Annotated in this window: 6 protein-coding genes and 2 pseudogenes; 5 read left to right on the forward strand and 3 right to left on the reverse strand. The window is 57.3% G+C overall.

All coding sequences use genetic code 11. The annotated features are described in order from the left end of the window. Positions 1 to 74 precede the first annotated feature (74 nt). From C7440_RS00775 to C7440_RS19935, 3 genes are all read right to left on the reverse strand, one after another. A complete protein-coding gene (locus C7440_RS00775) occupies positions 75 to 5,927 on the reverse strand; it encodes a DUF3320 domain-containing protein (protein ID WP_116517085.1) in 5,853 nt (1,950 codons plus the stop codon). Between the two features lie 240 nt (positions 5,928 to 6,167). Next, on the reverse strand, positions 6,168 to 6,782 hold the full coding sequence (locus tag C7440_RS00780; protein WP_116517086.1) for an ABC transporter ATP-binding protein: 615 nt from the start codon (positions 6,780 to 6,782) through the stop codon (positions 6,168 to 6,170). A 731-nt stretch (positions 6,783 to 7,513) separates the two neighbouring features. Then, positions 7,514 to 8,056 (reverse strand): hypothetical protein, encoded by a 543-nt coding sequence (locus C7440_RS19935; protein ID WP_207775362.1) that lies wholly within the window; start codon positions 8,054 to 8,056, stop codon positions 7,514 to 7,516. A gap of 463 nt (positions 8,057 to 8,519) precedes the next feature. Here C7440_RS19935 and C7440_RS00790 point away from each other — a divergent pair. The 5 genes and pseudogenes from C7440_RS00790 to C7440_RS00805 form a co-directional block, all read left to right on the forward strand. Further along, positions 8,520 to 9,269, forward strand: a pseudogene (locus C7440_RS00790) (DUF3348 family protein); the annotation flags it as partial. A gap of 3 nt (positions 9,270 to 9,272) precedes the next feature. Continuing rightward, positions 9,273 to 9,626 carry a DUF3348 family protein gene (locus C7440_RS20260; protein ID WP_423814294.1) on the forward strand — a complete coding sequence of 118 codons (354 nt, stop codon included), beginning with the start codon at positions 9,273 to 9,275 and terminating at the stop codon, positions 9,624 to 9,626. Positions 9,627 to 9,648: 22 nt separating this feature from the next. Continuing rightward, positions 9,649 to 12,471, forward strand: coding sequence for a DUF802 domain-containing protein (locus C7440_RS00795; protein ID WP_116517088.1), 2,823 nt, complete (start codon positions 9,649 to 9,651; stop codon positions 12,469 to 12,471). Continuing rightward, positions 12,468 to 13,103, forward strand: a pseudogene (locus C7440_RS00800) (OmpA family protein); the annotation flags it as partial. The gene C7440_RS00795 and the pseudogene C7440_RS00800, both read left to right, overlap by 4 nt. Positions 13,104 to 13,143: 40 nt before the next feature. Further along, positions 13,144 to 13,755 (forward strand): DUF2894 domain-containing protein, encoded by a 612-nt coding sequence (locus C7440_RS00805; protein WP_243410797.1) that lies wholly within the window; start codon positions 13,144 to 13,146, stop codon positions 13,753 to 13,755. Positions 13,756 to 13,902: the final 147 nt, after the last annotated feature.

Below are 13,902 nucleotides of genomic sequence, written 5' to 3' on the forward strand. Positions count from 1 at the left end.
AGCCCAACCTGAGCCACTTTCCGCACGAAAGCCGTCGTTGCTGACAGCTACGCGGCCCTGTTCAGATGCGATACTTACTCCGATGACTGAAGATCCGTTGTATTAGCCCGCCACTCACGGCATGCGTTCAGGTACGCTCTCGTATCCTGGGTCAGTCGAGCAATGCCGATCAATCTTGAGAGCTCTAGTACTGGGTCTTCCGAAGCCTCTATGCGTGCCGTATGCTGATCTTCGACCCACGCGATCTCGGTACGCGATATCTCCCGAACAGTTCGTTCGCCAAGGCCTTTGAAAGGTACTCGGTTGGTGAGCGAGCCTTTAATCCAAAGAAATTGGGTGCTGCCCTCAATCGAGGTGTCCCACAGATGACGCATAGACAAAATCCGTTTTCGTATGCGACTGCCTGTCCGTTGCCAGCCATGCGCTTGGGCAATGCGACGGGCAAGACTCTGTTTGGATATGGGAGAGTTTGACGCAAGTAAATGACGAATCAACTGGGTCAGTGTGTCGTCGTAAGAGGAGTCAAAGAATCGATCCGGGTCAGCAGTAATAGAAGCCGGGTGAGTTGTCGATATAACGACATCTGCTACGGAAGCATACATAGGCCTACTTTGCGCTTCTTCTTCTTCTTCTTCTGACTCTTCTTTTGTATTCGCCTCAACGGGCATTGGCGTTTCTACGTCTGGAGCGAATGTTTCCTCGTGGTTAAGTTCGGGCTCCGATACCTGCGTGCAGGCCCTCTGCTCTCGATCTTGAGCCAGAGCTGTACGTAGAGCAGTATCTGTCCTCTCGGCTGCTGTGGCAGGGTTGCGGAACCAGTCTGTTGACCAAATTCTTAGCACTCGCCACCCTAGCCCTTCTAGAACTGCTTGACGGATGCGGTCACGGTCACGAGCTGTAGCAGAACTGTGGTAGGTTGCGCCGTCGCATTCAACGCCCGCCAGCCAGGCGCCTGCGTAGTCGGGATGGCGTATGCCCAGGTCTATCCGGAAGCCCGAGATTCCTATCTGAGTGTGCACTTCCCATCCTTTTTGGATCAGCGCCTCGCGCACCGACGCTTCAAAGGGCGAGTCCACACCTCCTAACGAACCCGAGTCTTGAGCGGCAAGTGCAATTGATCCCCTGTTAGCGAAATCGAGGAACGCCTTGAAATCCTTGACGCCCCTGGCACCCGTTCGGTTCAGATCTATCTGGTCAGCAGTGATTGAGCTGAACACGTGAAGCTCAGAGCGTGCCCGCGTTACTGCAACGTTAAGGCGTTTTTCCCCTCCGTCTAAATTTAACGCGCCGAAGTTCATCGAAAGTTTACCGCTAGAGTCAGCACCAAAGGTCGTCGAGAACAGGATGACATCGCGTTCATCGCCTTGGATATTCTCAAGATTCTTAACGATGATTGGTTCTTCGCGATCATCGGAGAAAAACCACTCAAACGAAGGGTTTGCTTTCCTTTCCGCGTCCAGAAGATCCAGGATCAGGGTCTGTTGTTGCGCATTGAATGTGATTACCCCCAATGTAAGCCGTTGCGACTCCGGCAGTTGCAACCATTCGGTGAGTTTTGTTCGGACCAGCGTGACTACTGCGCGCGCCTCGTCCGGATTTGTCCGTCCTTGGCCACGCATGTAGGTACCGTCAATACTATGAAGTTGCAACGCATTTCCAGAAGCGTTGGGAGAAGGGAAGGTTACGAGCCCACCATCATAATAATTGTGGTTGGAGAATGCGATGAGAGCTTCATCACGGCTCCGATAGTGCCAGCTCAGCCGATGCGTAGGTATGCCTGAGGCTGTGACCTCGTCCAAGATCGACGGCATATCTTTCTCGAACTCCGCGATTTCCTGGCTGTCGCCTTCTCCGTCGTCGTTGCGGCCAAAAAAATTTGTTGGTGGAAGCTGTTTAGGATCCCCTACGATGATGGCTTGACGCCCACGTGCGATAGCGCCAACAGCGTCCCAGGTCGAGATTTGGGACGCCTCGTCGAAAATTACGAGATCAAACTGTGCCTGTCCTGGTGGTAGGTATTGGGCAACGGAGAGGGGCGACATCAGAACACACGGTACCAATTTTGCGAAGGTGTTCGGCATTTCAGAGATAAGGTTCCGGATGGCTGCTGAGGGTCTCTGAAGTCCAAGCTGATGGCGTAGAAAGCCAAGTTCGGATCGACGGGGCACGCTATCTACGGATGGCAGGTCGTTACCGAGCCGACGCATGACCTCATTGGAAGCCAGTTCAGCCATGGCTCGATCAAGCTCACGGAACCGTTCGATAAGCGCTTCATGTTCCCAGTGTGCAAAGCTACGCAAGGTGCTTGAGGCATCCATGGCCAACCTGAGCCACCATGTCATGTATGCACGCTCAAAGGCCATGGCGGTGTCCGAAATGGCTTCACCCGCTTCTAGCGCCTGCACCAAAGGCGAAAGGCCGACAGCTTCGGCACGCTGCTTGGATGACAACCATTTTAGCCAGTCCGCCAGTCTGTCGCTATGGGAATCCAGCCCCACTAATTGGGCTTCTGCATGTTGCCCATTTTCGAGATTCTTGCCTCCCGCAGCGGTAAACTCCTCCTGTTTCAGGGCCAGGCTTCTAAGCGCACTATCGAGTCGTTGAAGGAGCGGTTTCATCGCTCCGCCGTCAGGCTGGATGAGGTCGCCCCGTTGTTCAGCGATGCGTGCTGGCATGATTCCGGACCGGGCAACCAATTCCTCAAAGCTCAAGTAGGAATTAGCGCTTTCCAGCGTATCATTGAGCTGCCCGATGTCTGTTTTTTCACCGGCAAAGGATGCGAGGTTCGCCAAGGGTGAAGCCTGAATGCGCAACTGTGCAGCCAATAAGCTGCGAAGTGCCGGAACGTCAGTCTTTGGATCTACGAGTTTACTTGTGCTGTAAGTGCGTAGCAGTTTTTCAACCTTGCTCTGTGCGAATGATTTGAGTACCCAGAGCTTGGTTTCCGCCTCGCGCCATTGCAGTTCGAGTGCCTCCAGCGGCATCGTTGCAATTACCCGATCTTCATACTCTCCCTTCATTTGGCTACGAGCGGCGCTGCATTGGGCCAGCGCGTCTTCCAATGGCGATATTGCGGATCGCAGTTCATCCGGATTCTTTAATACAGCTGGATCAATCGCAGGTTTTCCCAATCGCATTGTAGGTAGAAGATCGAACACGGCCCAGATTTCTGGCTGCACTTCTGAGCAACCAAATGATGTGCCCAGCGCTTCGCGGGCGGAGTGAACCTCCCGTAACGCGATCTTCAGTTGTCGTGCTGTTTCGAGAAGCCTATCTTGCCATGCGTATGACCACTCTCCTGGACAGATTAAGGACAAGGGGCCGTTGGCGGGCAGGTCGGCAACAATGGCGTGTCGCTGACCTAATTCAATTGCCAACGCTCGCAGCTGGTTCCAACTATGTGTGTCGTGGCAGTCCTTGTCGGCAAAGCTGAGAGTGAAAGGCACTGGGCCGCTTACCGCGCGCCCTATGGCTTGAAAAATACTGAATCCCTGTAGTCCCGGCCTGTGAAGCGCTTCGACGTAATCGTTGAGCTGATCACGGGTCATACGCACATCGTCCGTTACCTGGATCCAGGCCTGAGCGAATGAGGTACTTGAGCGTTGCCATGATCGGCCAAGTTGTTGGAGAACTACCTTACGATCCGCTTTATTGGAGTGAAGTTCGAGAACGGCGGACCCCAAGCCTTGACGTTCCAAGCGTCGATGAACGACGTCCAATGCAGCCGATTTCTCCGCAACAAATAGGACTGTCCGTCCTCGCGCTAATTGGTCGGCGATAATATTTGTAATAGTCTGGCTCTTTCCAGTTCCGGGCGGTCCGATCAAGACAAAGTCGCGTCGCTCTGCGGCGGCGACCACCGCGGCGAGTTGCGAACTGTCCGCCGGGAGCGGAGCCAGGATATCGGCGGGTGAATGCTTATGATCGATTTCTTCCGGGCGCGGCATAGGATTTCGTGCGCCGTCAAATTCCTCTGTAGGATTGTCGACCAAGTGCTTGACTAAAGGGCTCTCTCGTAAACTATCGGTTCGATCAACTAGATCTTTCCACATCAAATACTTTGCGAACGAAAAAGTAGAGAGCGCACACTCCTCCAAGACTTCAAAACCGGACACATCTCGAACTCGGCGACGTACGATTTCGAGAATGAGAGGAATATCTAGCCCTCGCTCATCGTGCGGCAGTTCTCCCTCCAACTCTGGAATACGGAGTTCGAAATCGCGTTTAAGGAGTTCCAGAAGCGTTGCGTTGATCCGGACTTCGTCTTCAAGCTGCGTTAGGCGGAATTCGGACTGTGCAGAACGTCGTTCCAGTTTCGCAGGTATGAGCAATAGGGGCGCGCGGTAATTTCGTGCTTCTCCTTCGGTTCGTTTCCATCTCAGGAAACCAATAGCTAGAAATAGGGTGTTCGTTCCCCCTTCTTGCACGTCGCTACGCGCTTTCCTATACAGCTCAGTCAGGCGATTTCCCATCTCGCGCGCAGTCAGCGGTACAGCGACTTGACCTTTGGCTAGAGCGTCTCGAGCCAGGCTCACTTCGATTTCCCGAGCTTGTTGCTGCGTAACGTCACGCCCTGAAATCGCCTTTTCATCTTTGAGAGCGAGCAAACGAAATGCCTTACCCTCAGCCAACTGGTCCTCGAGTGCGGACACATCAGGGCAGGTGATGAACACCGACAGTTTGGTTTCCTTGAAGTTGAGCAGTTTGTTGGCCAAAGAAAGATCAAGCAGTTTGCGTTGCCATCTTTCAATTCTTCCTAATGCGGTTGAAGGAGTCGTTTCAACGATGTCGCCCGGCAGATGTCCAAGATCCAAGGGACGGGGCAGGGCAGCGGGCGCGGAAGCGTCGGGCAATTCTTCTACGGCGATAGGTTCGCGATGGCTGGCGAGCGGGCGGATGCGTGCTGCTCGTGCTCGGTTGATGTCGATCGCCTTTTCAAACTCGGTCTCGTTCGCCTCGGAGAGCCTCTCGCGACCGGCTTCTACGGCCTGTTCAAAACCAATACTGGGGCGTTTTGTCAGCAGAGTCGTTTCCAGCGCTATGAACTCGCGGGCCGCAGCCGCCTTGCGAACTGCGATGACATCCGGCTCTATCAGCTTGCCAAAATCGTTGTTGGTTAACCAGACTCCGACCCACGCATGGCCTCGGGAGAATAGAACGGATGCGTGCAGGCCCGCAGCCTCGAATGCAGCGGCAAGTAGCAACGTGGTATCTAGGCAGGTAGCGAGGCCCTCAGCCACGATACGTTCAGGATCTCGTATCTTCTGTCCAGAGCGCTCAAACGAGGCGGGGGGAACGGCATATGCCAGGTTTAGCGCCGTTGCCGCCGACCAGATGGCTCCGGCGATCATCCATACGCGCTGGGGATCGTTCGATTGGTATCCCTCCATCGAACCAGAGTGCCCTGCGGCATCCAATAACGACGATGCTTCTTTTAATAATCGCGCTACCTGCGGTTGATTCGGAGAAACGAACGCCGCAAGGATGTTTTCCATGTCGGCAAGACCGCCCCATTCGTCTCTAGCAAGTAGCTCAATGGGATCTCGCTCACACTGAATCTGATCATCGCCAATTCTGAGCAAAAACTCGAGCTGTCCGATTTCGGCCTCATCAATACCACCAAGAATAGTCGTATCAAGGGGTGTAGCTAGGTCGTTTAATTCGACGTGCTCTCCGGGCCGAATACGGTCGATTTGCCAGATTTTCTCTCGCAATACTGCGGGATTTGCACGGAGCGTCAGCGAAACATTGGTTGCCGCAACGTCACCGTTGTTGCGAATGCAGAGCGAGTGCAGCACAGATGCGTTGTTTTGTGCCATTGCGAAGTTGATCTTCGCATTGACACGCTTCTCTAGCGCAAGGATGGATTTCGGTGGCTCCGGTGTCAGCGAGTTGACAACGGTCGCGCTGTTCTGCTTATCTTGCATGTCTCGGCCTGGTGAATTCTTGGCTTGCTTAGGATGTTCGGAAAGCGTCTCGGGTTCAGATTCGAACTAGAAGCTTGGAACGACTACAGCCTAGTGGCGTAATACATCTCTTGCCAAGAATGAAATTCTCACAAATGGGTATGGTTTAACACATTTTGAGAAAAATTCGGCGAACATCTACCTTGGCAGCCCGTCGCGGTACTGGGGTAGTGATCAACTTAATGTGAAGGCTAATTGCTCTTAGCCCAATTCCCCAACATCAACCATACCCGCCCCACATGCCTCCACCAATTCATGATCATGGCAGGCAAACAGCACAACTCGGTCTTGCCCCCACACCTTGAACTGCTCAGCAAGCACTGCACAAGCCGTTGTATCCAGCCCATTACTTGGCCCATCGGCGACGATGACAGCTGGGTTGCCCAAAGCAGCGGCGGTTAGGTATACCTTGCGGCGTGTGCCTTTGGACATCTGTTCGAAGCGCTTGTCCAGGTGCGGTTCCAGGCCCATTCGATAACCGAAGTCGAACGCGGTAGCGTCAACGGTTGTGTTCTTTTCCGCGGCCGCCTGCTCAAGCAGTTCGCGCCCTGTCATCATGGGAAACGCCAGGCAATCGTCGGGAACGTAGGCTACGCGGGTTTTGGCTTGCTGAGGTGTTTTTATTAGCGAATGTCCATCGATCCAGACATCCCCCTCGGTGGGAGCCGTAACGCCGGCGATGATGTCCAGCAGGGTGGATTTCCCGGTGCTGTGTTCTTCGCATAGCGCAAAGCAGCCGGGCTGGAAGGTGTGCGTCAGCCCTTGGAATACGATGTGGTCGCCGTAGCGTTTGGTGAGGTTTTGAATGCGTAGCATGCCGGAAGTGTACGCTCGATTCTCTCTTTCTTGCTCATTGGCGATCAGTCGCCGAACACTTCATCCAATCGGCCTTCGGTAAGCCCTTCCATCTTCCATTGATGCGTCCAGGACCGAGAATGTTCAGCGAGCATGCTCTTGATCTCCAGTAAGTCGTCAATCGTGCTTACCTATTGCCGCTGCAAAAAACCGGCGAAATGGGCATGACGGCGCAAAGTGGTTTGAACAGCATTGCAGATGGTAGACGGCATCGTGTTCTCCGCAGAATATGCTTTTAATTCAACGATAACGTTTTGAGGCTGGATGCTGTCTCGCGTCACGAGCACGTCTGCACGGATTCGGCCGTGTGGGGACTCGATAGTTTTCTCATGGTGGGCAGCAAGGCCAAGCTCGCGGAGTATTCGCGCAAGCCGGCGGCCGATTCCAACTGGGTCGTTGGTCACAATCTCGTACCAGCTCCGTGCTGCTGCTGCTCGTTGAGACTCCCGCTCTCGAAGTGGAGAATAAACCTCTGGATTCCATTGTCCAGAAAGTATTGAAACGAGATGAGTGTTCGCGAAGCGGTTCAAATACGACTTGTGCAATGATGCGGTACTGCTCTCCAGATGTTTACATAGAGGATGCAAGTCTGCGACCGAAATCGGCACAAGTCGCATGTCGAAATATAGCCTAGCGCGGTTATATTCGCGTAGAGGTAATTGGCGTTGATCATCTGCGTTCAGTTGACGATATCAAGCGTTCCAATCCAGTTTATAGCCTTGCCGAGTGTCGGTAAATTGCTGAATGCGCTGAATTCGTAGTCCGTCTGAAACGGGCCAAAGCATTAGCACTTGATACGTAGACAAATCATGTAACGATCGCATATAGGCGAATAAACGTTCGCCTGCTACCTCAATCGCATCGCCGAGCGAATCTTCCCCATTGGCAATGTTTCGAAGATCGTTTTCAAGAATCTCAAAGTCTGCCAGATCTTTTTCTTGGTTATGAAACCGAAATGTCTCTTCGATGATCTGAGGCCACACTTCAGTCGGCGGGCCGAAAAGTTCGAAATCTGACGAGACAAGAATGCGTCGATTCCTTGACGTTGCATTTGCGAGAAGCGCTTGAAATTCTTGGCTTGTTGTTAGCCAAAGGAACAACACTGGAAATGACCTCAATTCCCCACGATCTAGCAAAGATAGTGTTTCCACAAATGCAGTTGGAATGCCTCCACGCTCGGCGACTGTTTCTTCGTATTGATCCACGACAGCGATCAGAAGTTGCTTGTCGTTCATGGATCGGCGAAGGACTTGCAACTCATGCTCCAGCGCAGAGCGACTTTCGATAGCTTCGCGAGATACAGTGGCGACACGCGCTTCGGGAAGATGGGTTGCGAGCTCTAAAGCCGCTGAGCTTTTACCTGTTCCACTCCGCCCGAATATTGGTAGGAATCGAATACCTCCACTCACCTGCATACTTTGATAGGAGTGCTGCACCAATTCAATGAGCGGTCCGTTGGGCCGTAACCGTCCACGAAATGCAAGGTCTAGATCCTCATATCTGGATGGCAATCGGGGTACTTGCAGAGAGTTCATGAGTGATTAGTGATTTTTAGAATCTTTTATTTACGTTTCGTGTAAGTTTAGAACTTATAACCAAGTCGTACAACACAACTCGGCCACCTAGTGCTTCAGTCCCTCCTAATACCCTCACCGTGTAAAATCATCCGTTTTCGACGCAGCCAGCATGGTTACAAAAATGCCGCGGCGTACGAGCTTTAGTGGTCCGGCGCTCGTGCGCCTGCTTTCTCGTCTGGGGCAGGTCGAGGTGACGGAGCCTCGGCAGTCGCCCGCGGCCCGGCTGGATGAATGGCTGGGGTGGACGGAGTCGATCGTGTTGTCGACGGTGCTGAATGCCGCCGCGCCGGACTCGGCGGGGCGGGCCGGTACCAAGGCTGGCAGGGGATCGGACGCGACCCCTGATCAGGGGCGTCCTCTGGATGCTCATACTGTCAAGGACTCGGGTGAATTCAAGGGTTCAGGCGCAGGTTCGGCCCGTGCGAGCCAGGGCTCTGGCAAGATCACAGAAGTCCACGCCGGTGCGGCCGACAACCCAAACGACGTCATCGACGACGTGGAGTTCGCCGTTGCGGAATGCGCGAAGGTGCGCGATGCGCTGGAGCAGGCCATTTCGGTAACGCTGTCTCCGCCGGCGCCGGCTTCGGCCCAGCAGCGCAGGCAATATCTGGGCGCGCCGAAGGCGCTGGTGGATGTGGATTTTCCGTCGTATCGCCGGCGCTATTCCATGCTTCAGCAGAAGATGGAAACGAGCATCGCGGCCCTGCGGGGGCGCCTGCGGGCCTTGCTGTCCGCCCGGGGGCCAGAGATGGCGCAGCTGGCGGCGGTGGATGGGGCGATGGAGCAGGCAATGGTGGAGCATGAGCTGCGTCTGCTGGCCAGTATTCCAAACCTGCTCGAGCAGCGTTTCCGGCAATTGGCCCAGGAAGGGCTGATGAAAGAGCCCGCGGGGACGTTGCGAGCCCCACTCCCGGCGAGTTTGCCTGCGGCAGGCACTTCGGGTGGAACCAGTAGAACGTTGGATGAGAAATCGGAGCCGCAAGGTTCGCTGGCGCCGAAAACTGCGGCGCCTGGCTCCGAGTCCGAGCTCCAGCAAGGAAAACAGGGCGAGTCACGTCGAGTCAGCTCACTGCAAGCGCAATTACGCCAGGCCGCCAAGAAGCCCGACCTGGAGCCCGGCCCTTGGCTCGACACGTTCCGCGAGGATATGCGCAGCGTGCTGCTGGCAGAGCTTGACCTTCGCCTGCAGCCCATAGAGGGTTTGCTTTGTGCCTTGCGCGCTCAGTGATAATTTCAATAGAAAAAACCTTATGAACCGAGTCTTATATTTCCTGGTATTCGCAGTAGGCCTTGCAGTAGCGTGCTGGGTGGGGCTGGGCTATGTGGGCCTGAACCCGCTGGCATTGGCCATTACTGCGGTGATTGCACTGGTTTATATCGCGGGGGCGCTGGAGCTTTACCGTTACCAGCAGGCCACGGGCACCTTGCAGCGGGCGCTTGCGGGGCTTGCGCAGGCGCCGGCCAGCCTTGCGGAATGGGTCTTGAACCTGGATGCGAGCTTGCGCGATGCGGTGCGCCTGCGGGTAGAGGGCGAACGGGTCGGGCTGCCCGGGCCTTCGCTTACGCCTTATCTGGTGGGGCTGCTGGTCTTGCTCGGCATGCTGGGCACTTTCCTGGGCATGGTGGCTACGCTGCGCGGCACGGGGCTGGCGCTTGAAAGCGCGACAGACCTGCAGGCGATCCGCGCCTCGCTGGCGGCGCCGGTGAAGGGGCTTGGGTTCGCCTTTGGCACGTCGGTGGCGGGCGTGGCCACGTCGGCGATGCTGGGTTTGCTGTCTGCGCTGTGCCGGCGCGACCGGGCGCGCGTGGTGCGTGATCTGGACATGCATGCGGCGACGACGCTGCGTGTCTATTCGCAGGCGCATCAGCGCGAGGAAAGCTTCAGGCTGATGCAGCAGCAGTCGCAGGCGCTGCCACTGGTGGCCGATCGCCTTCAGGCCTTGATGTCGGCGATGGAGCAGCACAGCCAGGTGCTGACCGAGAAGCTGGCGGCAAGCCAGAACGAACTGCACGCCAAGAACGAGGCGAGCCAATCGGCGCTGGAGCGCCAGGGCCAGATGTTGAGCGAACGCCTGGCCGAGGGGCAAGAGGCGTTCCATGCCAAGACGGAACTTGCCTACTCGAAGCTGCTGGCTTCGGCCGAGCAGGTGCATTCGAACCTGGCCACGTCGACCGAGGCGGTGTATGCGCGGCTGGCGACTTCGGTGGAAGAGTCCTTGAAGAACAGCCTGGCGGAAGGGGCGCGGGCAACGGGCCTGGCGATTCAGCCGGCGGTGGAATCCACGTTTGCGAACCTGGCGCGCGAAAATGCGGCCTTGCAGGAAAGCATCCGAAATTCGGTGCGGCAGCAGCTCGAGGCGCTATCCGGCCAGTTCGAGCAGTCCGCCGCCCGGAACGAACAGGCCATGGCCAATATGGCGAGCCTATGGACAGAGGCGCTGGCCGAGCACAAGCAGGTAAGCGAGTCGCTGGTAAATGAGCAGCGCCGGATCAGCGAATCTTTGATCCAAGAAACCCAGCGCGCCAATGAAGCGATGCTGAAGACGCAGCAGGAAGTGGGCACGACGCTGATCAACGAGCACAAGCTTGCCGGAGAATCTCTTGTAAAGGAACAGCGGCTGGCGGCAGAGTCGTTGGTCAACGAGCAGCGCCTCGTCGGCGAGACTCTGGTCAAAGAGCACAAGCATGCCGGCGAGACGCTTGTAAGCGAACAACGCGCCGCGGGCGAGTCCCTGGTGCAAGAGCAGCGCCAGGCGATTCAAGCGCTCATTCAAGAGCAGCAGCAGGCCGCGGAAGGGTTCGCTCAAACTCAGCAAAGCTCCCATGAGTCTCTTATCAAGACCCAGCAAGAAGCCAGTGAATCTCTAATCAGAACGCAGCAGGAGGCTGGCGAGTCTCTCGTCAAGGCCCAGCAAGAGGCCGGAGATTCCATCACGAAGGCCCAGCAAGAAATGGGCGATTCAATCACGAAGACCCAGCAGCTTATGGGCGAGGCCTTCATCAAGGAACAGCAAGGCGCGCGCGAATCGCTCGTCAACGAACTGCGCAGCTCGCTCGAGGCGTTTACGCAGAAATTCGAGCAACGCTCGGCCTCTATGGTCGATGCCGTCTCGGGCCGCTTGGGCGAGGTGGCCGCCCGCGTGACGGAAGGCTGGAACGAAGCGCTTTCCCGCCAGCAAAGCACCGGCGAGAAACTGGCGCAAGACAACCAGCAGGCGCTTGCATCGGCGGTGGCGGCGCTGGAGCGGCAGGCTGCATCGCTGCTAAGCACGATGGGCGAGTCGAACACCGAACTGAAAACCGCATTGGCCTCGCAAGACAAGGAACGCCTGTCCGCCTGGTCCAATGCCTTCAGCGCGCTTACCGACACGCTGCGCGACGAATGGCAAAAAACCTCCGACGCCACAGGGCTGCGCCAGAAGGAAATCTGCGACACGCTGGCCCGCACGGCCGACGACATTGCCAAGCAGGCACGCGAACATTCCACTGGCACCATCGCTGAAATCGAGCGCCTGGTGCAAGCCGCCTCGGAAGCGCCCAAGGTGGCAGCGGAAGTGGTGGCCGAGGTGCGAGACAAGCTTTCAGACAGCATGGCCCGCGACAACGCGATGCTTGAAGAACGCGGCCGCATGCTTGAAACGCTTTCCACCTTGCTGGACGCGGTCAACCACGCTTCGAACGAGCAGCGCACGGCGGTGGACGCCTTGCTGTCCAGCTCGTCCGACCTGCTCGACCGCATTGGCACGCAGGTGGCCGACAAGGTCGAGGCCGAGGCCGGCAAGCTGGGCCAGGCCGCTACGCAAGTGGGCGATAGCGCGATTGAAATCGCGGGCCTGGGCGAGGTCTTTGGCCAGGCGGTGCAGCAGTTCAGCGAATCGAATTCCTCGCTGGTGGAGCACTTGCAGCGTGTCGAAGAAACGCTCGAGAAATCCATTGCGCGCAGCGACGACCAGCTTGCCTACTATGTGGCGCAGGCGCGCGAGGTCATCGACCTGAGCATGCTGTCGCAAAAGCAGATTATTGAAGAGCTGCAGCATCTGGGCGGCTCGCGTTCCGGCAAGGCGAAGGCATGAGAGAAGACGTCGACGCCAGTGTTGAGCCGAGCGCGCCGATCTGGCCTGTTTTCGGCGACCTGATGTCGGTGCTGCTGGGCGCTTTCGTGCTGGTGCTGGTGGGCGTCATCGCCATGCAGCTGCAGCTTTCCAACCGGCTGCAGGAAGAGATTCAGCAGCGCCAGGAAGAAACGCAGCGCCGCCAGACGCTCGAGCAGGCCTTGGCGCAGCCGCTGGCCGAAGGGCGGGTAACGCTGGTGGACGGCCGCATCGGCATCAGCGGCAGCGTGCTGTTTGCGCTGAATTCGGCCCAGCTGCAGGACGAGGGGCGCGAAGTGCTGCTGTCGCTGGTCGAGCCGCTGTCAGAGTACCTGCATGCCAACGACCAGGCGCTGATGGTCAGCGGCTTTACCGACGACCAGGCCATTCATGGCGACAACCGGCGCTTTGCCGACAATTGGGAGCTCTCGGCCCAGCGAGCGCTTACCGTCACGCGCGCTCTTATCGACGCCGGCATTCCCGCTTCGAAAGTATTCGCCGCCGCCTTCGGCTCCGAGCAGCCCATCAGCTCGAACGCCGACGAAGCCGGCCGCGCCCGCAACCGGCGCGTCGAGATCTCGCCTGTTCCCCGGCCTTCGCTGACCGCTCAAGCCTCGCCGGATGAACTGGCGCTGGCCAAGGCCGAATCGCCGCATGGTCGCGCCGAGGCAGAGTCGCTTCCAGCAGCTACCCCGCCGGCACCGCCTGCGCAAGGGGCGAACCGGCCTGGGCAGAATCCGCAAGGCGATCCGGGCCGGCAAGGTGAGGCTCGGCGAGCGCAGCAAGAGCGGGCAAAGTCGCATGGCCAGCAATAACAATTCCAGCCCAAAGCAGGTCAGTCCCCTGGCTGGCCAGCTGGCCCACCTGGCCGAGCAGGCGCCGCACAAGTACGCCGGCAAGCCGCCCGGTAGCACCTTGAACGACGAACTGCCCGAGGTCGACTATTTCCAGAAGACCTGGTCGCGGCTAAGCACCGGCCTGCGGCTGCAGCAGTCGCAGCGCCAGGTGCCCGAGAACGCGGGCCCGCTGAACTCCAGCCATCTCATCCACCGCTCTCTGCTGCTGATGCAAGAGCGCTCGCCCGGCTACCTGCAGCATTTTCTTTCCTACATCGACACGCTGTCGTGGATGGAGCAATTGACCGCCGACACTACTTTGCCGCCCGCCAAGCCCTCGGTCAGAAACCCCGCCAAGCCGCCGGCCAAGTCAGCTGCCAAGACGCCGGCTCGAACCGCGGCAAAGAAGGCTCCCCGCAAGGCGCGCTAGTTCGCCGAACCTCCGCGTCCAGATCGAAACGGTGGGTTTTGTGGCCCGTCCGGAGCCGGCCCACTGTTTCAACCTCCTTCGCGATCACTCGACGAGGCGTGCCGCCTTTTCTCCACCCCTTATAAGGGAAATCCCCAGACAATTCCC

The sequence above is a fragment of the Pusillimonas noertemannii genome (assembly GCF_003096595.1).
GTDB lineage: Bacteria > Pseudomonadota > Gammaproteobacteria > Burkholderiales > Burkholderiaceae_B > Pusillimonas > Pusillimonas noertemannii.

What these genes read in the sequence shown, in the direction of transcription:
- C7440_RS00775 (WP_116517085.1), bottom strand. Translation starts at nt 5,927, where the DNA reads ATGCAAGATAAGCAGAACAGCGCGACCGTTGTCAACTCGCTGACACCG.
- C7440_RS00780 (WP_116517086.1), bottom strand. Translation starts at nt 6,782, where the DNA reads ATGCTACGCATTCAAAACCTCACCAAACGCTACGGCGACCACATCGTA.
- C7440_RS19935 (WP_207775362.1), bottom strand. Translation starts at nt 8,056, where the DNA reads ATGAACGACAAGCAACTTCTGATCGCTGTCGTGGATCAATACGAAGAA.
- C7440_RS20260 (WP_423814294.1), top strand. Translation starts at nt 9,273, where the DNA reads ATGAAAGAGCCCGCGGGGACGTTGCGAGCCCCACTCCCGGCGAGTTTG.
- C7440_RS00795 (WP_116517088.1), top strand. Translation starts at nt 9,649, where the DNA reads ATGAACCGAGTCTTATATTTCCTGGTATTCGCAGTAGGCCTTGCAGTA.
- C7440_RS00805 (WP_243410797.1), top strand. Translation starts at nt 13,144, where the DNA reads ATGGTCGCGCCGAGGCAGAGTCGCTTCCAGCAGCTACCCCGCCGGCAC.